Raw genomic sequence first — 20243 nt, forward strand, 5'->3', positions numbered from 1 at the left:
CATCCTTATCATATAAGGTAATCCCTACATACTTTTCATTTTTAAAGCGCTCATGGAACTCATTACCAACGAAAGAAACGTTGATTTTCTTTTCATCATGAAGGAGTGTTATAACAGAATTTACCTCATCACCGTAACCTTTAAATACCATAGTATCTCCATAAAGACTGTTAACTGGAACAGAAATGAAATTCCTCTGTCCTTTCTCATCCTCAATTTCTACTAATATCGCTCTTTTTCCAACCTCTAAATCCGGCCACATAATTCTACCTGTTACTTTTACATTTTCACCCAAATTTCGAACAAGACTATTCGCTAGATTTTCATTAAAATTCGCACCAACGATGAGATTTTGTACCACATTAGACGCTTCACCATAAGGAAGCCCGCCATATGGTTTCACTTGTTTTTCACGAATAATATTACTATCTGTTGCTTTCCATATTTCTTTTTCTAATTTAGGCAAATTTAAATTTCCGATTTTTTCTCTAACCTCATCATTTGGACTTAATCCCCATTTCTCAAAAAACGGCACTAAGTTTTGTTCAGCCGCTTTCGATGCCATATAAATAAACATTTGCTTTTTATCTTCATCTGAAGCAGGTATTTCAAATTCTGGTAATAAGCGATACATTTGATGTAAATTAGGGTAAAAATGCTCTCCATAAGCTAAATCAAGTTGCCAAAACATTACTAGTTTCTCAAATTCTTTCATCTTTTTTTGAGCATCAGGATTATCTAAGTAGGCAAAAGCTTTTTTATAATGACCATCTTCTTCTAGACTTGATTTATTGCCTAACATCCTTTGAACCGATAATGAATATATATTTACCGTTACTTCTCCTACACCTGACCAAAACCAGGGAGCTTGCTGATGTAAATGCCCTACTTCATGCCACGGTCCCCAGCCATCTCCTTGTAATCTCTTTATATTTAAAACCCTATCCATAGTCTCTGGAACATACCCTGTATGATAATGAGTAGCAAACATCCAATCATCTTTATCTGGTTTTCTCTTTTCAACAAATTGGATATAGTGGTTTGGAGCTTTTGACAACCCTACACCATCTTCAGATAATCCTGCTACAGAATTTTCAAAGCGAATAATCTTATCATGTAGCCTCATTAATTCTACTGGATCCGTCTCTCCCATATAGTTTTCCACTGCTTCAGGACTTGCAGTAATTAAACTTCTCTCACCCTTCAATTCAACTGCATAAGGATTTTTATACTTCTTTAACATTGCATCCCAATCTTTTTTTGTGTGTTTTCCTAAGATAAATAATGGAAAATGACTTCCTCCATGAATAACTGAAGCCGCTACTTCGCCATCATTATTCATATTATAAAAATACAGTATTCCACCTCTTGAAGATGAAATATTATTTTCACCAGGTTTTAACTCAAATTCTTCAAACCCTTTTTCATCGTATGACTTCGTTCCTATGAACGCTTTAATAGATTGCGTTCCTTTTATTTCAATTTTAATTTCTTCATTTGGACTAGCATAAATTCCAGTTGGTTCATTCGCTGAAAGTACATAACGTACTTTCAAGCGTTTTTGCTCTTCTTCAATACTACCTTTCCCAGGCAAATGAAACGTTCTCTGCTCCAAACGATTCTCTTTACTCTCTTCCAACTGCCCGCCCTTATTCTCTTCCAAAGGCGCCGCATATCCTTTCGATGCTTCGAAAGCTACTGGTGATAATAATGTAGATATACAAATACCAGCTACCAATACCCTACTCTTTTTCTGCTTTGACATAATCTGTGTCCCCTGTCCTTTTTTTTAGACAAACCACCCTACATATTCATTTAATAAGAAATCCTATTATTTTTATAAAAACATTTAATGAATAGACTAATACCTCTCGCACCTATATCAATTACTACCGCATTTCTCTAAATGTATTCGCTTTCTTATATTGTAAAATTTTTTATGTATTACGCCCCCTCACTTCTCTCTACTTGTGATGAGTTCTCTTCTTACATAAAAGGAAAAATAGTAAAAGATATATTTCAGTCTCGTCATCTATACATCTAAAAATAAAAATAGCAATAAAACCTTACATTTTCTTCATATATGACCATCTATAGGTAGTTTTTCCAAATGAATTTTACACGCTTTTACCTGCATTTAATAGCCTCCCCCCAAGAATAATATTACAATTTTGTGAATTTAATCTACTAATCGTAACGTTAGGATTTTATTATATTTATATTATTTTCAAATATAATTTACTCTGTAAAAACACTATTTCTATCCTTTTTATTATTTTTTTAATATAATTTTAATCCTCACATACAAAAAGCATTGGCATACGCCAATGCTTTCTCATTATCTCTTTTGATTCGGTTTATGCGGTTCATTTGGAGTATATGGCTTATTTGGTTTATTTGGAGCCTCAGCCTTTTTCCAACTTACCGCTAACTCTGGACTTGTTTTTTCTTCACTACGCTCAAGTAATACTACTGCATTTTGAATAGTCGGTGTACCTTTATGTGCAATCCCTTGTAGTTTCGTTAAATTTCCTGATACTTTAAAGCTAAATCCACCAGCTGGTGTTTGTTTCGGAATTAAAATGCGGAACTTTTCTCCTACATTAAATTCTGTTTTTGTTTCGCCTTTTTCATTTGCAAATTTCACGCCCGCTGGTGCACCTGTTGCTTGCACTTTATATGTTCCGCTTTTTGCATTTGTTTCTACTGTATATAAACCTGTTTCAAAGAAATCATTTTTTAATACTGCTTCTTGTTCTTCTGTAGGAGTTACACTCATCGTAATTTCTTGTAACTCTTCACTAGCGTTTGCTTTTGCAACGATGTCTTTCGTTACTTTCTCTACATTTTTATTGCGGAAATCTAAATCATTAACATCAATTTGTTTTAACGCATTCCACACTGCCAGCTGCGTTGCGTAATGCGCCTCTCTCCAATCAGATACTCCTAATTCTTGTGGGCTCTTTTGTGGATATCCATTCAACAGTACACGGTACACATTAATATCCACTTTACCCATTTCTGGTAAATCTTGACCACTCGGAGATTTTAAATCTACATTTAAGCAAAATGCAATTTTTCCATCTGCCGTTTTAATAAGTTCTGTTCGAATTGGTTTCTTCTTTGACTTACTATAACTCCAATCCATTTCATACTTTGTATGGTCCATAACTTCTGCGAATGCTTTTTGAAGTGGGAATAATACAAATAAGACACTTAAAAACATAGCTACAAGTTTGAACGATTGCTTTATATTCATGTTTACAGCCCCTTAATAACAAACTTAATACTAAGTAGTATTTAATTAGAAAATATTTTTATGCACAAAAAAAGAGTGCATAAAAGCACTCTTTTTTCTTTCTTACTTTAATCTTAGAAATCGAAGTTATCAGGATCTGGACCAACGCGGTGATTTTGGTTTAACGCATCGATTTTTTCCATGTCTTCTTTTGTTAATTCAAAGTTAAATACATCAGCATTTGCAATAATGCGGTGTTCTTTCGTTGATTTCGGAATTGTAATTACTCCGTTTTGAAGATCCCAACGTAAAATTACTTGTGCTGTTGTTTTACCGTGTTTCTCAGCAATTGCTTGTAATGTTTCATTATCTAATAATTGACCTTGCATAAGTGGTGACCATGCTTCCATTTGAATACCTTGTTCTTTACAGAAAGCTTGTAATTCTTTTTGTGTTAAACGAGGGTGGTATTCTACTTGGTTAATCATTGGCTTAATTTCTGCATCTTTCATTACATCTTGTAAGTGATGAATTTGGAAGTTACTTACGCCAATTGCACGTACGCGATCTTCTTTATAAAGTGTTTCTAGTGCTCTCCACGTATCTTTATATTTTCCTTCTACAGGCCAGTGAACAAGATATAGGTCTAAATAATCTAATTCTAATTTCTTTAAGCTCTCTTCGTATGCAGCAATTGTTTCTTCGTACCCTTGATCTGCGTTCCATACTTTTGAAGTAATAAATAATTCTTCTCTTGAAATACCAGTCGCTTCAATACCTGCACGGATTCCTTCACCTACAGCTTTTTCATTTCCGTAAATTGCAGCTGTATCGATGCTGCGGTATCCTGCTTTAATTGCTGATTTAATCGCTTCTACAAGTTCTGGTCCTTCTTCTACTTTAAATACACCTAAACCGAACCAAGGCATTTCTACACCATTATTTAATACTGTTTTACTTTGTAAGTTTTTCATTTTATTTTCGCTCCTTTTATTTTACTTGATCTCTTTTTTCTAATGTCATGCTCCATGCTGTTAAAATCACAGCACCTACTACCATAAGACCACCTACCCAAGCAGTATGGATTAATCCTAACGAATTCGTTACAAGGCCACCTATATAAGAACCTAAAGCGATCCCTCCGTTAAATGCGGCAATATTAATTGCTGAAGCAACATCAACCGCACTTGGAACAAAGCGCTCTGCCAATATAACTACATATACTTGTAGCCCCGGAACATTCATAAATGCGAATAGTCCCATGAAAATAATTGTGATTAATCCAGCTACTTTAAATGGCGCTGTAAATGTTAAAACAAATAATATGATCGCTTGAATAAAGAACATGTAAAATAGCGCTCGAATCGGATTATGATTCGATAATTTCCCGCCAACCATATTCCCTATCGCAATTGCGATTCCATACACTAATAAAATGATAGTAACGGTACTTGCTTCAAATCCTGTTACTTCTTGTAATAGTGGTGATAAATACGTAAATGTTACGAATGTACCACCGTATCCAAGTGCAGTAATAATGAAAACAAGTAATAGTCTTCCATTTTTAATTAATTTAAATTGATCACGAAACGATACAGGTACACCATTTTTTAAATTAGATGGGACAAGTATACTGTTTGCGATGAAAGCAATAATTCCAATTACGACAATCGCCATAAATGACGCTCTCCAGCCAAACTCTTGACCGATAAATGTTCCAATTGGCACACCAGTAATAGTCGCAACTGTTAATCCAGTAAACATAATCGCAATTGCGCTAGCACGTTTATTCTCCGGTACGATTGCAGCCGCAATTGTAGATCCAATTGACATAAACACACCATGTGCAAACGCAGATACAATTCTTGCGATAATTAATACAGTGAAGCTTGTTGCTACCGCCGCAATGCCATTACCAATAATGAAAATAACCATAATCCACATTAATAATGTCTTTCGCGACATACTAGCCGTTAACGCTGTTAAAACAGGTGCTCCTACCGCTGCTCCTAACGCATATAAGGAAACCGTTAAACCGGCTGTTGTAACCGAAACATTTAAATCTTTCGAAATAGATGGTAGTAAACCGACACTAATAAACTCGGTCGTACCAATCCCAAACGCACTAATTGCTAGTGCTAATAAAGCAAACATACTTCTTCGATTCGTCTGAACTTCCGAAGATGATACTGTATATGAACTCAATTGAATTCCTCCTTATTACAAGAAATCCAATCATAATAGTATGATAAAAAGGCCCTTTTATCTTCTAAAACATATATTTCATACTTACAAATGCTATTATGAATGGTTTCATTCTTTTTTTGAAGAACGCACTTTAAAGTACGATAGGCACTAAAAAGTAACATAGTCACTTTTTAGTACCGTACTACTCATTTGCCTCTTACATGTGCTATTATGAAACATATTTAACATAATAAAAAGTACGTACTTTAAAGTGCTATAGGTACTAAAAAGTAACATTTGTATTATTAAACTTACTTTACTCAAAAAGGGAGGGTTTCATATGAAGAAATACAATATTCCTGTAGAGGCGACTTTAGAAGTTATCGGCGGCAAATGGAAAGTTGTTATTCTTTGTCACTTAACGAAAGGTACAAAGAGAACGAGTGAATTAAAACGCTCCATGCCTGGTATTACACAAAAAATGTTAACGCAGCAATTACGTGAATTAGAAGACGACGGGGTCATTCAAAGAAAAGTATACAACCAAGTCCCACCGAAAGTAGAATATTCTCTTACCGACTACGGTTGGTCTTTAGAATCCATTCTTGACTCTCTTTGTTCTTGGGGCGAATGCCATCTTGAAAAAGAAGGTAACACATCAATGCTAATTGCGGAAGGTGAATAATAGGAAAAAGGAAAAAACGAACATGAATTTGTTCGTTTTTTCCTTTTTTTCTATATATATATGTACATTTCTAACTGAAACAAAATATTTTATACGCTTTCATACCTTGTCAGCACTACGTTATACACTCAATATCAAATAATTAGGAATCATTTTTATGTTAACATAGGTGTATATAGTATATAATATAGGATATATATTATATACACTTTCCGGTAACGGAGCTTTTCCATTATGCGGACAAGCCATATATCGGACAGTTCATAAATAATAAGTAAGACGTTATGGTTTTAGATTTATGTTTGCAGCTTACTTGCTGTCATAAATTTAAAGGCATTTTATTGTGTTTTGTGAAACTTTGCATAAAGTTTCGTAAACGTTTACTATCTTACTTATAAAAAATAAGAGTATTGCTATCGTAAAGGAGAATTGGAGATGCCAGAAACTATGACTCAAACAAAGCCAGAACAAGAAACTGTACAAATTTCTGCTAGCCAAGGACAACTTGATGTACTTGATCAGTTGTTAAAACCTGAGGTACAAGAATCATTAACAACACTAGTAGAACAGCTTCCAAAATTAACTGAGCTTGTTAACATTTTAACTAAGTCTTATGACTTCGCTCAAACTGTTGCTACTGATGAAGTATTAAAAAGCGACACTGTTGGTGCAATTACAGAGCTTGTAGAACCTGTAAAAGATACAGTGAAAAGCATGGCTGCAACTGCAATCGAAGCGAAAGATCGTGCTGACGAAAGTACTGAAGTTATCGGCCTATTCGGTCTATTAAAATTACTAAAAGATCCACAAGCACAAAAAATGTTCCGCTTTGTGAACGCATATCTTCAAATTAGTGCAGAACGTAACAATAAATAATTTAACTTATAACAACAATTAGTAAAGACGGGGGATATCATACTATGTCAAAACAAATTGTCATCTTAGGCGCTGGTTATGGCGGTCTTCTTGCCGCTTTAAACGTACGTAAATATTACAGCAAATCAGAAGCACAAGTTACAGTGATTAACCAATACCCAACACACCAAATCATCACTGAACTACACCGCCTTGCAGCTGGTAACGTTGCTGAGCAAGCAATTGCAATGCCACTTACAAAGCTTTTCAAAGGTAAAGATATCGATCTTAAAATCGCAACAGTTGAGTCATTCTCTGTTGATAGCAAAGAAATCAAACTAGCTGGCGGCACTACTTTATCTTACGATGCACTTGTAGTTGCTTTAGGAAGTAAAACTGCTTACTTCGGTATTCCAGGACTAGAAGAAAACAGCATGGTATTAAAATCTGCTGCTGATGCAAACAAAATCTACAAACACGTTGAAGACCGTATTCGTGAATACGCGAAAACGAAAAACGAAGCTGATGCTACAATCGTAATCGGTGGTGGCGGATTAACTGGCGTTGAGCTAGTTGGTGAGCTTGCTGACATTATGCCTAAACTTGCAAAAAGCCACGGCGTAAATCCAAAAGAAGTTAAACTTCTTCTTGTTGAAGCAGGTCCAAAAATCCTTCCAGTATTACCAGACCACTTAATCGAACGTGCAACTACTAGCCTAGAAGCACGCGGTGTTACATTCTTAACAGGTCTTCCTGTAACAAACGTTGCTGGCAATGAAATCGACTTAAAAGACGGTCAAAAACTTGTTGCTAACACATTCGTTTGGACAGGTGGCGTTCAAGGTAACCCATTAATCGGTGAATCAGGTCTTGAAGTTAACCGTGGACGTGCAACAGTTGATGCATACCTACAATCTACTTCTCACAAAGACGTATTCGTTGCTGGAGACAGCGCTGTTGTCTTCTCTCCAGACGGTCGTCCATACCCACCAACTGCACAAATCGCTTGGCAAATGGGTGAGTTAATTGGATACAACTTATACGCAGCACTAGAAGGCAAAGCATTCGAAGAGTTCGCACCTGTAAACTCTGGAACACTTGCTAGTCTAGGACGTAAAGATGCGGTTGCTACAATTGGAGCAAGCAATACTCCACTTAAAGGCTTACCAGCATCATTAATGAAAGAAGCAAGTAACGTTCGTTACTTATCACACATTAAAGGTCTATTCAGCTTAGCTTACTAATCTGAATATAAGCCCGAATCATGCCCAGCATGGTTCGGGCTATTTTTATCCCGCTATTTGCGGGCAGTAAAACTCCCACTGATTAAAGTTTCACTTTATCCGTAATTTTCTCTAATTTATTTATTCGGCAGAAGAATAATATAACCCTTTTAATTATCTAAATTTACTGATTATTTTATGTCTAAATTGTGTATATGAAAGGGATGGAAGTATTCTTCCTACTCCCATCCCTTTCACACAAACTATTCTCCTAATTTCACAAGGCTGTAGTTCTTCTTCCCTTTACGAATAATAATAAATCTTCCATCAAACGAATTTTCTACAGTAACATCCGTACCCACATCTGTTACTTTCTCACCATTCATAGAAATCGCACCATTATTAATGTCCTCGCGTGCTTGTCGTCTAGATGGTTCAATCCCTAAATCGACTAGCCACTCTACGATGTTTTTCGTCTCTTTTAAAGACTGGAATGTTGGCATTTCTTTAAAACCTTGTTCAATTTCATCAGCTGTTAACGATTTAATATCTCCGCTAAATAACGCTGCTGTAATTTTCCCAGCTTGCAGGAACGCCTCTTCTCCATGAACGAATTTCGTCATTTCTTCCGCTAACACTTTTTGCGCTTCACGTTTATGAGGCTCCGCTTCTACCTTCACTGCTAATTCATCAATACGCTCTTTCGTTAAGAACGTAAAGTATTTCAAGTATTTAATTACATCACGGTCATCTGTATTTACCCAGAACTGGTAAAATTCAAACGGTGTCGTTTTTTCAGGATCAAGCCAAACCGCACCACCTGCTGATTTACCAAACTTCGTACCGTCCGATTTTAATAATAGCGGAATCGTTAATCCGAATACTTTCGCCTCATGACCTTCTAACTTACGAATTAAATCTAAACCACTCGTAATATTTCCCCATTGGTCACTACCACCAATTTGAAGTTGAACATCTTCTTTCGTGTATAAATGATGGAAATCCAGTGCTTGCAAAATTTGGTACGTGAATTCTGTGAAAGAAATACCTGTATCTAAACGACTTGCTACAATATCCTTCGCTAACATGCTATTGATGCTAAAATTTTTCCCGTAATCACGTAAAAACTCAATAACATTTATTTCATGTGTCCAATCATAGTTATTTACCATCTTCACTTCGCTATTTCCGCCAAAATCAAATAGCTTTTTCATTTGTGCTGTTAACGCATCTACATTATGCTGAACCACTTCTAACGTTTGAAGTTGACGCTCCGATTGTCGTCCACTCGGATCACCAATTGTTCCTGTTGCCCCGCCAATTAAAATAACAGGATGATGGCCAGCTAATTGGAATCTCTTCATCATCATAAACGGAATCAAATGTCCGATATGCATACTATCACCAGTTGGATCAACTCCGCAGTATAGTGAAATCTTTTTCTCTTCTACTAGCTTACGTAAGCCTTCTTCGTCAGTCTGCTGATTAACGGCGCCGCGCCATTCTAATTCATCAATAATATTCATCTTTTGTCATCCCCTTTATTTTTAAAAAACAAAAAAGCCCCTATGTCTACGATAGACATAGGGACGATTATTCACCGTGTTACCACCCAGTTTGCATAAATAGCATAGCTACTCATACCACTCTTAGCAATAATATCGATTGCTAGTCCGCTTAGCATTACCTAAGATACTCCAGAGTGTAATTCGCAAGTTTGTTTGTGCTAGGTTCCAGCAACCCCTAGCTCTCTCGTTAACAGTGACAAACTGCTACTGGGCTCTTTCAACGTATGTTATTTGTTAAATTATTAGCATTATATTGAATTGAAAACAAATTGTCAACAATACCCAAATATTATTTTAAAATAATTCATATCTTCATACGTATTTCGTTATTCCTTATCTTCTCCAATAATCCTTACTTCTCGCTCTAACTTCACGCCAAATTTCTCTTCAACTGTCTTTTGTACGAAGTGAATTAAATCGATGTAATCTTGTGCTGTTCCGTTATCAACATTCACCATAAATCCAGCGTGTTTTAAAGAAACTTCCACTCCACCAATTCGCTTACCTTGTAGTCCTGAGTCTTGAATCAACTTACCAGCAAAGTTATTTGGTGGACGCTTAAATACGCTACCACATGAAGGATATTCTAGAGGCTGTTTTGACTCACGCTTAAACGTTAAATCATCCATTTTTGCTTTAATTTCTTCACGTACACCTTCTTCAAGTTCAAATCTCGCTTCAAGAATAATGTAATGGTTGTTAGCAAATACACTCTTACGATATCCAAATTCAAATGCTTCTTTCGTCAAAGTACGTAGCTCTCCATCACCTGTCATTACAACAGCTTCTGTTAACACAAACGATACTTCACCACCGTAAGCACCAGCATTCATATATAACGCTCCGCCAACTGAACCTGGAATACCACAAGCAAACTCAAGACCCGTTAAGTTATGGTCTAAAGCAATACGTGATACGTCAATAATTGCTGCACCACACTGTGCTACAATCGTCGTTCCTGTTACAGTAACACCTGTAATATGAATTAAACTTACTGTAATCCCGCGAATTCCACCATCTTTAATAATGACATTCGATCCATTTCCTAAAAACGTAACTGGAATATTATATTCGTTCGCATATTTGATAACTTCTTGAATTTCATCATAATTTGTAGGCGCAACAAAAACATCTGCTTTTCCGCCAACTTTAATATGCGTATGATTCTTTAACATTTCATCTTGTTTAACATGTCCTTCAGGCAATACCGTACTTAAATATTTATAAACCTCTTGCATATTCATTTTACGATTCCTCTATTTCTATATTCATTTTATCCCGTTATACGGGCCCATAATATCCCCACGTACATGAAAGAACCTAAAGTGGTGGATACAGTGTACCCAAAATCAATTCGAGACACCTATAAACCTCTTAATTTATAAGAGGTGCCACTCATATTAAAATATATATTGCATAATAAAGCAACCCAAATGGACTACTAAACTTGACATGTCATCAGAAAGACAACAATTTGTAAAATATGTGACTTTTTCAAAACACTATCCCTCAGTATCTTACTATACCATACAAAAAGAAAGTGGTATTTTTTTGTACTTTTTACTTTATTTACATCAATAAAAAAAGAGCACATCCGACAGAATGTGCTCTTTCTATACTCTTTATATTACTTTTCGTTCTCTTCTTTTTCCTTATCAAACCATAATAGTTCATCGTCATCCACTTCACCATTATAATTGATTAAAATTTCTTCTCCCGCTTTTATATCCTTATACGCGAAGAAGTTAAAAGTATGATTCTCGAAGACAATTTCATACGTTGCATTCGGATTATATGCATGATTAAATAACATGCCGTATCCTAACAGGAATGCCGTATGATTTACCCCATACTCAAATGCGTAGTCAGCAAGTAACGTTTTTTCAATGTGTTCATGCTGTTCATTCGGATAAGAGATAACCGGTGCTGAGTGAATCAACTCACCCTTTTTAATATCACGAGTTGCAAATACACCTCTATTAAATTCTCCATCACTAAGTTCAGAAGTCTTAACTTCGATCATATGCGTCACCTATATAATTCTTTCTTTGAAGTATTTTATCCCGCTATTTGCGAGGTTCAACTAATAATCAGTAGGTATTAGTCTCACTTTATCTCCTTAAGCTTGGCAGAAAACGCGCAGAAAAGCAATTAAATTACTATCAAGTATTCATTTAAATGAAAAAAGAGCACATCATTTGTGCTCTTTCCAAGCAATATTACTTTTCTAAAATATCTTCTAACAACTTCACTTGCTTGCTAACAGTTTGTAATGTCTTCACTGACGTATCATTTCTATGTTTTTCTTCTTCCACACTCGCTAATACTTCTTCTGTAGCTGTAGAAGTTTGCTGAATTACGTTAGAAGCATGCGTAACATCCTTTACGATATTCGTCGTTTTAACTTGGAAACTTTCTTGATGAACAACAACCTCTCGCATTACTTCATTAATCGCATCAATAAACTTCCCTAAATCCGTTACATTTGTTAAAACGCTTGCTAACATTTCGTTACACTCTTCTTGTACTCTTTCTGACTTCTCTACCTGCACTTCTACCTTACTTGCTTGATTACTAAACTCCTTCAAAATCCCTTGAATTCTTCCCGCAGAACGATTTGATTCTTCAGCAAGCTTTAACACTTCACTCGCTACAATAGCAAAACCTTTTCCATGCTCACCTGCCCTGGCAGCTTCAATATTTGCATTTAAAGCTAGCAAACTCGTCTGACTTGAAATATTCGTTATTACATCTACAATTTCATTAATTTGTTTCGATTGCATCATTAAATCTCTAAATATAATTCCAGACTGTGAAACAACATCATTTAAACTTCTCATGTTAGCTTCAAAATTTCTTAAAGTATTTACGCTGCCCTTTGAAATTTCTAAACTTTCATCCACACGAGCCGATGCAGTTCTTACTTGAGAGATGATTTGTTCAATATTTCCCTCCATATCATTCAATACTTCTACCGAACGATACATCATCTCTGATTGTGATTGCGTACCAACTGCTACCTCTTCAAAGGCAAAATTAATTTCACTCATCGATTCCATCGACGTGTTCATATTTTGTCTTAAATGATTGAAATTACTATCTAGTTTCAAAACTGTTTCACCAATAAGCCTTTGCGTCTCTTCTAGCTCCTGAGCTTTTCTCATTACTTCTTGCTTCTCATCACTTAAACGAAGGAGCAGATTAGAACCGATTTTCGTGACGCCCCACATAGCGATTGTTACAATCGCTAACAAACTTGCAAAATTAGCAGCTTCAGACGAGGCTGTATAAGCAAAAAATTGCTCCGGCCAATAGCTACAAAGGATAAATGTGATCACAACAGCTACTCCGCCAAGAATTAAAATGAGACGCTCACTTAAATAAATAAGTGAAACAGCTAATGTGAAATAGATCATTTGAAATACAGCCGGGCTTTCATTAAAAGCTTGTACCATAATGTAAGACATTGTAAGCAACATAAATGTCATGATATATTTATACGCTGATTCCATACTTTTTATAAAAGTAAAAAGCGTTCCAAATGCAACGACAGAAATACCACAAATCCAAAACGCTATTGCTCTCTCTGTAAAAATATATCCATAATACCCAATCGCGATTATCCCAAGGAAGAAACTAAAAATCGTTATAAACAGTAATAAATGATTTTTCTGTGATTCTTTCTCAAGGTTAGAAAAACAAGTCCTCTTTAACCACTCCATATGAAGCCCCACCTTCTACTTATACATATCAATTACTTCAGTTTAAATACCGCACTCACTGGGTTATGATCGCTATTTTCAAACTTTAAATCTTTCCCTTGTACATTTACAATCTCTACATTCGGTGAAACGATAAAGCCATCAATAATAGTGACGAAATTTTCACCTTCTACATATTTCTTTACATCATCTCTCACAGTCATAACAGACGGATCTACAGCCCACTTAAAGCCACCGTCCGTAAAGTCCTTCGGTAACTCTACTAACCACTCAGGACGCTCTTTCACGAACTTCGGATCACTTAATTGAGCGTTTGAAACTAATTGATTCCAATCTCCGCCCATTATTACGTAATCGCCATTTTCATACTGCTTGTTCATATATTCTTTTAAATACTCTACTTGCTGTTTTCTAATTTTCCCGCCTTCATCATAAGCAGACAAATGTAAATTTACGAGTCTAACATGTTTCCCATTATTAACAGGTATTTTATGTTCCACAATTGCCCGATCTAAATCAAACAAACGCTTTGGCCACGGCTCCATTCCAGGAAGCTGGAACCTCTTCGCTTCTTGAACAGTGTATTTAGAAAACGTACTTAATCCAGCCTCCGCATATCCCATTGGATTTGTTATTGGCACCGGAACCCATTTCGTATCGTAGTTCTTGCCAAATGACGAAACATAATCAGGTAATCCTTTTTTCAAAAATTCATGTTCATTTACATCAAATGAACGAAGTGACTTTATATCAACTTCTTGTAATAGCGCAAAATCACTATTTTCATTTTGTAAAAACGAAAGCATATTCTTTAAATTAGTTTCTGTTTGCTCTTTACTACTTGAACCAGCCCCCTTTCCCCCATCCATAAAGAAATCTTGCTCCTTATCTAACCCTGCATATCCAATATTAAATGTTGTAACTTTAAATTCATTTCCAGTCGCTAATACGCGCTCCTTATTATTCTCCACCTTCAAGCTTGTAACATCAGCAGGCTGTTCTTTAGTAAGTGTCATATACGCTAGAAATCCTCCTACAATGCCCGCTACTACTAAAACACATATAAATACGATTTTAAAAAATTTCTTCAAATAAATGACTCCTTTTCACGCGAATTTATTTTTCTTTATTTTCAGTCAAATAAAGAAAACGACACACATAAGAAACATTTTATCATAATTAAAACCGTATATCACTATATTTAGTTGATAAGTAATCGATCCTGTTTTAATTACTTAAAAAACCTTCAGACATCAAAAAAAGAAAAGTTACACCCACCTCCTCACTGGAAATTAAACGGTATATTTAGTACACTATATGTAATAATCATAGGCGATGGAGTTCGCCATAAACGCTGCTTAGCTAATGACTCCTACCAGTATACATACTGGTAGGAGTCTATTTTTTTGAGCAAGCTATTTAAAGAGGTGAGAAAATTGATTTATATTATCGTCGGCATTGCCGGTATATTAGGAGCTCTTTCTCGTTATTATTTAGGTCTTAATATCACCACATTTTGGCATCATTCATTTCCATTAGCAACATTAGTCATTAACTTAATCGGTTGCTTCTTCTTAGCGTGGCTAACTACTTATATCGCTCGACTAAACATCTTACCTTCAGAGGTTATCACAGGCATCGGGACTGGATTCATCGGTTCCTTTACGACTTTTTCAACATTTAGTGTAGAAACTGTGCAATTGATCAATCATTCTGAATGGAGCATAGCCTTCTTATATGTATCATGTAGCATACTTGGTGGCCTCATTATGTCTGGTCTTGGCTATACACTTGGAGATTTCTTAATTAAGAAATCTCTTACGGAAGGTGATTACTCATGATAGAAGCCTTATTAGTCGCAACAGGAGGATTTTTCGGTGCGATTACACGATTTGCAATTAGCAATTGGTTTAAGAAAAGAAATAAAACACAATTTCCAATTGCTACATTCCTTATTAATATAACAGGGGCATTTTTACTCGGATATATAATTGGCAACGGAGTTACTACAGGCTGGCAACTATTATTAGGTACTGGATTTATGGGCGCATTCACGACATTTTCTACGTTTAAATTAGAAGCTGTTCAGCTTCTCAATCTTAAAAAACTGTACATCTTCCTTTTATATTTAAGTGCTACTTACATAATTGGTATCGCCTTTGCCTTCCTTGGAATGAAGCTAGGCGGAATATAAAAAAAGCGACTCTATTGAGTCGCTTTCTTTCATAAGAAATATGTTCCGCCATATGGAATGGAAAATAAACCAGCTGGATGCACATCGTAATGTACAATTTGCATCGGAAGTTGTGAATACGGCATATACTGACTTTGCATCATTTGTGCCGCTTGTGCTTGCTGCTGCATGTGAATAGCCTGATACACAGCATGAATTGTTCCCTGTGCTCCTGCCCAAGTAATAGCCGACCCTACTTGTCTTCCATTATAAAAATGATAGTTCATCATGATTCATCTCACTTATTCTTTTTCTTCCATATGGTATGTTTCTATTTCATAGTAAGTGTTTTGTCCCTTTTGGTAGCCCCTATCTATTGCCCTTTTTCAGCTTTGAAGTAATAAATCCAAATAATAATACACCAATACCACTAAGGAACAATACATAACTTATCGGTACTAGGAAAAAGAAAGGTTCTTCAAGGAATCCATCCGCTCCTACTTTACTGTTTGAAGCATGTATAGTTAAAGAAATAATCGCTAAAATCATTAAAGAAATAGCTACTACGTATTTATTTTTCATTTCACATTCTCCTCTACTCATGTAATTCTCCTTAAATTGTTAACATCATATTATCTAAAATAACGTTAACAGTCAATAATTATTTATCGTTAAACAATAAATAATTATTGACTAAACTAATAACAAAAAGGTTTGCGAATCATATTAAATTCCTTCACAAACCTTCTAAATTATAAATAGTTACACTTCAAACCTCTTGCTTAATACTATATACATTGCGCAAAATAGCACGAATATCCCAGCATAAATTAACAAAATCTCTACACTAAACATATCCGACAATGGACCAAATATTATCATTCCTAAAGGAAGCGCGCATGAATTCGCAATTTGTACAAGGCTGAACATCCGTCCGTGCATCGATGGTTCTACTTTCTCCTGCAATAACACAGTAACTGGTGTATTGAAGCACGGCATTGTTATACCAATTAAAAAATTAAATACTAAATACATAATAAATATCGGTGCTATTCCGAGTCCAATCATAAGCAGTCCATATAATGCACAAGCTAGCGCTGTTGTATACATACGATTACGAAAGCCACCCCACGCCGCAATCAATACGCCACCAGCTGCCGCACCCGCACTAAAGGTCATCTCACTAGCAGTAAGTCTCCACATTTCGGCCCCGAAAGAACGAGTTACCATTAAAGGTGTTAAAAAAGCAGCTGGACTTATTAAAATCATGACGATAATTAATACAACGATTAGCCTTTTAATAAATACATTTTCTTTTAAATAAGAGAACCCTTCTTTAATTCCTTGTAGATTAGATTTTTGCTTACTCTCTACATTCACATGTCCTTCCACCTGAATGATAAACATAATACTAATTCCAATCATAGCCGTAATAACATCAATAAAAAATGTTGTTTCAATGCTGGCAATAGAAAGAATCGTCGCACTTGCTGCTGGAGAAAGAAACATAATTAAAGATGTAATACTGCTATTTATTCCATTTACTTTCATAAGATACTCTTTCGGAACAATTTGCGGAATTAATGCATTTACAGCTGGCGTTTGTACTCCTGTTCCAGCTGAACGAATGAGTAATACAATAAAAAGTAACCAAATACTTTTATATCCTGTTAAAAATAAAATTGCTAAAACTAACGTCGCAATCGCTATAATCCCATCCGATAACATAATCATCTTTTTACGGTCATAACGATCAATCCAAACACCTGCAAACAAAGATATCGCAATTTGTGGTAGGAAACCGCAAACAGTTGAAATGGTCAACATCACTCCTGATGATGTTGTAAGGGTGATATACCATATAATCGCGTATTGCACGAGAGAGGAACCGAACAACGAAATAGTTTGAGCGGTCAAAAATAATATAATTTTCGTTTTCCAATTGTTTTCACTCATATGTTTCACACCCCCTTAACTAATCCTGTCTCTATATCAAAGATGCTATCTGCCCAATCAAGATAAAAACTCGCTTCGTGAGATACGAGTATAATGCTGCCCTTAAACTGAATTAGCGCCTTTTGCAAAGCTTCCTTCGCTTCTGCATCTAAATGATTTGTCGGCTCATCTAAAATTAAGAAGTTACAAGGTGATAGTAATAATCCGCACAGTTTCACCTTCGATTGTTCACCACCACTTAACGTACGAATTTCTTGCGAAACGTGCGTATCCTTCACACCACACGCAGCTAAATGATGGCGTATTTCCTTCATATTCAGTTTAGGAAACTGCTCTGAAATAATTTGAAGCGGCGTTAAAGAATCATTGCTCCAATTTAAATCTTGCTCATAATATCCAATCTTTAGTTGCTCTGAAAAGTGAAACTCTCCAGAAATACTAGCAATATTTCCAACGATTGTTTTTAATAAAGTAGATTTCCCTACTCCATTGAAACCTGTAATAACAAGTTTTTGCCCACCCATTACTGAAAAATTCAACTTTGGTAAGAGAGCGAAGTCGTAACCAACTTCAAGGTTATTTACTTCAAAAACTGTCTGAACTGAAATGGGAAGTTCCTGAAAATGAATAGACGGTTTATAAGTAAAACTTGGTGGCGCAATTCTTTCCATACGCTCCAATTGTTTTCGACGACCTTGCGCTATTTTTGAATTCACCCCAGCAATATTTCTACGAATATACTCTTCCGTTTTTTCAATTTTCTTTTGCTGTGCATAATATTGGCGAATGTAATCTTTTCGCAAATGCTCCTTCTGCCTTACAAAATCTGAGTATTTACCGTAATACTTCTTAACTGTTCCGAACTCTACATCACATATGCAAGAAGTTACTTTTTCCAGAAAATCAAAATCATGTGACACTACAATAAACGCTCCTTCAAAATTCATTAAATAATTAGCAAGCCACTCCACATGCTCCTTATCAAGAAAATTCGTCGGTTCATCTAGTAATAAAATATTAGGCTCTTCTAATAAGAGCTTCGCTAAAATTACCTTTGCACGCTGCCCTCCGCTTAATTCACCAATAACACGATCCATCCCAATCGCATCAATACCTAAACCGGCTGCCACCTTATTCGTAATACTGTCTACTGAATAAAAATCACGAGCCTCAAGCTGCTCTTGCATTTCAGCCGCTTTTAGTAGTTGATTCTCATCTCCAGTCATTGCACTTTCTTCATATAACTTGTTCATTCTCTTTTCCATTTCATACAAATCATAAAAAGCTCTCTTTAAATATTGTGAAATGGTATAACCCTCATCAATGTCAGCGTATTGATCAAGATGCCCAATTTGAATATTAGGTTGCCACTTTATGTCTCCCTTATCAGAAATAATTTCCCCCACCAATATTTTCATTAATGTGCTTTTTCCTGCACCATTCTGTCCAACAATCCCCATATGCTCCCCTTTATGCAAATCAAAAGAAGCATTCTCGTATAATACTTTATCTATAAAACTATGTGATAAACTTTCAACTTTAAGTAAACTCATTTTTATTCCTCTTTTCCTGAAATTAAAAAAAGCAGAGAGATAGCGTCATTCGACACTAGCCCTCTGCTTCGTGGTTTTTCCTATACTACTCCAATTTACGGTAAAGACTCATCGGAATAATATACACAAAGGGCCATAGACAAAGCATTGTCTATGGCCCTTTAATCTATTTTATACACCAGCTGAAAAACCATAACGAAATAAGCATAGATAAACTATACTTTTTTAGAAAAGTTATTCAGCCGATGAATATAGGGGATTTATACCCCTTGATTAAGCTCCGTACAACGCTTCACCGTATACATTTGTGCGGAGCAAAGTTTTCTAATGAGTTTTACAAATTTTATATAAAGCATATTCTGCACCTTCCTTAATACTTAAAAGGGATTTTAGCATACGGTTTTATGAAGCGTCAACATTACTTCCGAATCTTTCAACTACTTGTTTTCAAAATATTGCTTCTGAAACATACACATTCTTATCGCATTATGATAGTTACCATCAACGAAAAACTCATCGATAAGCTCACCTTCTACAATAAATCCAACCTTTTTATAAACATGTACTGCTTTTTCATTTTCCTTATCCACAACTAAATATATCTTATGCATATTTAATACAGCGAAAGCATAATCCATTGCTAAACGCGTCGCCTCTACTGCATAACCATATCCTTGATAATTCGGATCAATAATAATTTGGAATTCTGTTCTACGATGAATATAATCGATTTCTACTAACTCAACTAATCCAACCATTTCATTGTCTTTCTCAACGATAAATCGGCGTTCGCTTTGATCATGTATATGTTTATCGTATAAGTCTTGTAGCTCCACAAATGCCTCATATGGCTCTTCAAACCAATACGACATAATATGCGCATTATTATTCAGTTCGTGTACGAACTTTAAATCTTCTCGTTCCAATGGACGTAACTTCAATTCCTGATTCATTCCTATAACCTCCAAGTAAAAGAAACCTCTTCACTTAATTTCTCAATTTTTTTCGATTTCAAACGCCCTAATTTCATTGTAAACTTTCAAGCAACTTGAAGGTCAAGATGTAAAAAAGTAGTGCAAACTT

General features: G+C 35.5%; 19 protein-coding genes, 1 riboswitch and 1 other annotated feature. Of the genes, 5 read left to right on the forward strand and 14 right to left on the reverse strand.

Going from position 1 to position 20243, the window contains the following annotated elements:
- The 4 genes from MR170_RS12595 to MR170_RS12610 form a co-directional block, all read right to left on the reverse strand.
- Window positions 1-1765: M60 family metallopeptidase (locus MR170_RS12595; RefSeq protein WP_242308368.1), on the reverse strand; the 1765-nt coding region annotated here is incomplete at its 3' end.
- 573 nt (window positions 1766-2338) lie between these two features.
- A complete protein-coding gene (locus MR170_RS12600) occupies window positions 2339-3259 on the reverse strand; it encodes a thioester domain-containing protein (RefSeq protein WP_029443556.1) in 921 nt (306 codons plus the stop codon).
- 113 nt (window positions 3260-3372) lie between these two features.
- Window positions 3373-4212, reverse strand: a complete 840-nt coding sequence (locus tag MR170_RS12605; protein WP_098138496.1) for an aldo/keto reductase — start codon at window positions 4210-4212, stop codon at window positions 3373-3375.
- 16 nt (window positions 4213-4228) lie between these two features.
- Window positions 4229-5392, reverse strand: a complete 1164-nt coding sequence (locus MR170_RS12610) for an MFS transporter (RefSeq protein ID WP_168410432.1) — start codon at window positions 5390-5392, stop codon at window positions 4229-4231.
- Window positions 5393-5765: 373 nt separating this feature from the next.
- On the opposite strand from MR170_RS12610, the gene MR170_RS12615 reads away from it, so the two are divergent.
- From MR170_RS12615 to MR170_RS12625, 3 genes are all read left to right on the forward strand, one after another.
- Window positions 5766-6110: a winged helix-turn-helix transcriptional regulator gene (locus tag MR170_RS12615; protein WP_000760481.1), complete on the forward strand. Its 345-nt coding sequence runs from the start codon at window positions 5766-5768 to the stop codon at window positions 6108-6110.
- Window positions 6111-6545: 435 nt separating this feature from the next.
- Window positions 6546-6986, forward strand: coding sequence for a DUF1641 domain-containing protein (locus tag MR170_RS12620; protein ID WP_001115310.1), 441 nt, complete (start codon window positions 6546-6548; stop codon window positions 6984-6986).
- Window positions 6987-7030: 44 nt separating this feature from the next.
- Entirely contained in the window at window positions 7031-8209 is a 1179-nt protein-coding gene (locus tag MR170_RS12625) for an NAD(P)/FAD-dependent oxidoreductase (RefSeq protein ID WP_000043197.1), read from the forward strand.
- 242 nt (window positions 8210-8451) lie between these two features.
- On the opposite strand, the gene tyrS is transcribed toward MR170_RS12625, so the two are convergent.
- The 5 genes from tyrS to MR170_RS12650 form a co-directional block, all read right to left on the reverse strand.
- Entirely contained in the window at window positions 8452-9714 is a 1263-nt protein-coding gene (gene tyrS / locus MR170_RS12630) for a tyrosine--tRNA ligase (protein ID WP_242308369.1), read from the reverse strand.
- A gap of 56 nt (window positions 9715-9770) precedes the next feature.
- Window positions 9771-9986, reverse strand: a binding site (T-box leader).
- Between the two features lie 96 nt (window positions 9987-10082).
- Window positions 10083-11000, reverse strand: a complete 918-nt coding sequence (gene murB, locus MR170_RS12635; protein ID WP_001057106.1) for a UDP-N-acetylmuramate dehydrogenase — start codon at window positions 10998-11000, stop codon at window positions 10083-10085.
- A gap of 383 nt (window positions 11001-11383) precedes the next feature.
- Entirely contained in the window at window positions 11384-11779 is a 396-nt protein-coding gene (locus tag MR170_RS12640; protein ID WP_000573651.1) for an SET domain-containing protein, read from the reverse strand.
- Between the two features lie 196 nt (window positions 11780-11975).
- On the reverse strand, window positions 11976-13478 hold the full coding sequence (locus tag MR170_RS12645) for a DUF4077 domain-containing protein (RefSeq protein ID WP_242308370.1): 1503 nt from the start codon (window positions 13476-13478) through the stop codon (window positions 11976-11978).
- Between the two features lie 32 nt (window positions 13479-13510).
- Window positions 13511-14569 (reverse strand): endonuclease/exonuclease/phosphatase family protein, encoded by a 1059-nt coding sequence (locus MR170_RS12650; RefSeq protein ID WP_242308371.1) that lies wholly within the window; start codon window positions 14567-14569, stop codon window positions 13511-13513.
- 231 nt (window positions 14570-14800) lie between these two features.
- Window positions 14801-14860: riboswitch (Fluoride riboswitch) on the forward strand.
- A gap of 54 nt (window positions 14861-14914) precedes the next feature.
- Between MR170_RS12650 and crcB (MR170_RS12655) the strand changes: the two genes are divergently transcribed.
- Both crcB (MR170_RS12655) and crcB (MR170_RS12660) read left to right on the forward strand, forming a co-directional pair.
- Window positions 14915-15319, forward strand: a complete 405-nt coding sequence (crcB, locus tag MR170_RS12655) for a fluoride efflux transporter CrcB (RefSeq protein ID WP_042969155.1) — start codon at window positions 14915-14917, stop codon at window positions 15317-15319.
- Window positions 15316-15672 carry a fluoride efflux transporter CrcB gene (gene crcB, locus MR170_RS12660; protein WP_242308372.1) on the forward strand — a complete coding sequence of 119 codons (357 nt, stop codon included), beginning with the start codon at window positions 15316-15318 and terminating at the stop codon, window positions 15670-15672. Before crcB (MR170_RS12655) ends, crcB (MR170_RS12660) begins: the two co-directional genes overlap by 4 nt.
- 29 nt (window positions 15673-15701) lie before the next feature.
- On the opposite strand, the gene MR170_RS12665 is transcribed toward crcB (MR170_RS12660), so the two are convergent.
- The 5 genes from MR170_RS12665 to speG all read right to left on the reverse strand — a co-directional run bounded on the left by MR170_RS12665 (window position 15702) and on the right by speG (window position 20113).
- On the reverse strand, window positions 15702-15941 hold the full coding sequence (locus tag MR170_RS12665; RefSeq protein ID WP_016079780.1) for a DUF3947 family protein: 240 nt from the start codon (window positions 15939-15941) through the stop codon (window positions 15702-15704).
- A gap of 79 nt (window positions 15942-16020) precedes the next feature.
- The gene (locus MR170_RS12670; protein WP_095690016.1) at window positions 16021-16254 is read right to left on the reverse strand and encodes a DUF3955 domain-containing protein; all 234 of its coding nucleotides are present in this window, start codon (window positions 16252-16254) and stop codon (window positions 16021-16023) included.
- Between the two features lie 159 nt (window positions 16255-16413).
- Window positions 16414-17607 (reverse strand): MFS transporter, encoded by a 1194-nt coding sequence (locus MR170_RS12675; RefSeq protein ID WP_242308373.1) that lies wholly within the window; start codon window positions 17605-17607, stop codon window positions 16414-16416.
- A gap of 5 nt (window positions 17608-17612) precedes the next feature.
- Entirely contained in the window at window positions 17613-19160 is a 1548-nt protein-coding gene (locus MR170_RS12680; protein WP_242308374.1) for an ABC-F family ATP-binding cassette domain-containing protein, read from the reverse strand.
- A 437-nt stretch (window positions 19161-19597) separates the two neighbouring features.
- Window positions 19598-20113 carry a spermidine N1-acetyltransferase gene (speG, locus tag MR170_RS12685; protein WP_001071094.1) on the reverse strand — a complete coding sequence of 172 codons (516 nt, stop codon included), beginning with the start codon at window positions 20111-20113 and terminating at the stop codon, window positions 19598-19600.
- Between the last annotated feature and the right edge of the window lie 130 nt (window positions 20114-20243).

Source organism: Bacillus cereus group sp. BfR-BA-01524 (genome assembly GCF_022662595.1).
Taxonomy (GTDB): domain Bacteria; phylum Bacillota; class Bacilli; order Bacillales; family Bacillaceae_G; genus Bacillus_A; species Bacillus_A thuringiensis_S.

Coding starts and splice junctions, on each gene's coding strand:
- speG (WP_001071094.1), bottom strand. CDS start 20,113: ATGAATCAGGAATTGAAGTTACGTCCATTGGAACGAGAAGATTTAAAG.
- MR170_RS12640 (WP_000573651.1), bottom strand. CDS start 11,779: ATGATCGAAGTTAAGACTTCTGAACTTAGTGATGGAGAATTTAATAGA.
- MR170_RS12605 (WP_098138496.1), bottom strand. CDS start 4,212: ATGAAAAACTTACAAAGTAAAACAGTATTAAATAATGGTGTAGAAATG.
- MR170_RS12670 (WP_095690016.1), bottom strand. CDS start 16,254: ATGAGTAGAGGAGAATGTGAAATGAAAAATAAATACGTAGTAGCTATT.
- MR170_RS12600 (WP_029443556.1), bottom strand. CDS start 3,259: ATGAATATAAAGCAATCGTTCAAACTTGTAGCTATGTTTTTAAGTGTC.
- MR170_RS12625 (WP_000043197.1), top strand. CDS start 7,031: ATGTCAAAACAAATTGTCATCTTAGGCGCTGGTTATGGCGGTCTTCTT.
- murB (WP_001057106.1), bottom strand. CDS start 11,000: ATGAATATGCAAGAGGTTTATAAATATTTAAGTACGGTATTGCCTGAA.
- MR170_RS12645 (WP_242308370.1), bottom strand. CDS start 13,478: ATGGAGTGGTTAAAGAGGACTTGTTTTTCTAACCTTGAGAAAGAATCA.
- MR170_RS12665 (WP_016079780.1), bottom strand. CDS start 15,941: ATGATGAACTATCATTTTTATAATGGAAGACAAGTAGGGTCGGCTATT.
- MR170_RS12680 (WP_242308374.1), bottom strand. CDS start 19,160: ATGAGTTTACTTAAAGTTGAAAGTTTATCACATAGTTTTATAGATAAA.
- tyrS (WP_242308369.1), bottom strand. CDS start 9,714: ATGAATATTATTGATGAATTAGAATGGCGCGGCGCCGTTAATCAGCAG.
- MR170_RS12675 (WP_242308373.1), bottom strand. CDS start 17,607: ATGAGTGAAAACAATTGGAAAACGAAAATTATATTATTTTTGACCGCT.
- MR170_RS12620 (WP_001115310.1), top strand. CDS start 6,546: ATGCCAGAAACTATGACTCAAACAAAGCCAGAACAAGAAACTGTACAA.
- crcB (WP_242308372.1), top strand. CDS start 15,316: ATGATAGAAGCCTTATTAGTCGCAACAGGAGGATTTTTCGGTGCGATT.
- MR170_RS12615 (WP_000760481.1), top strand. CDS start 5,766: ATGAAGAAATACAATATTCCTGTAGAGGCGACTTTAGAAGTTATCGGC.
- MR170_RS12610 (WP_168410432.1), bottom strand. CDS start 5,392: ATGTTTGCTTTATTAGCACTAGCAATTAGTGCGTTTGGGATTGGTACG.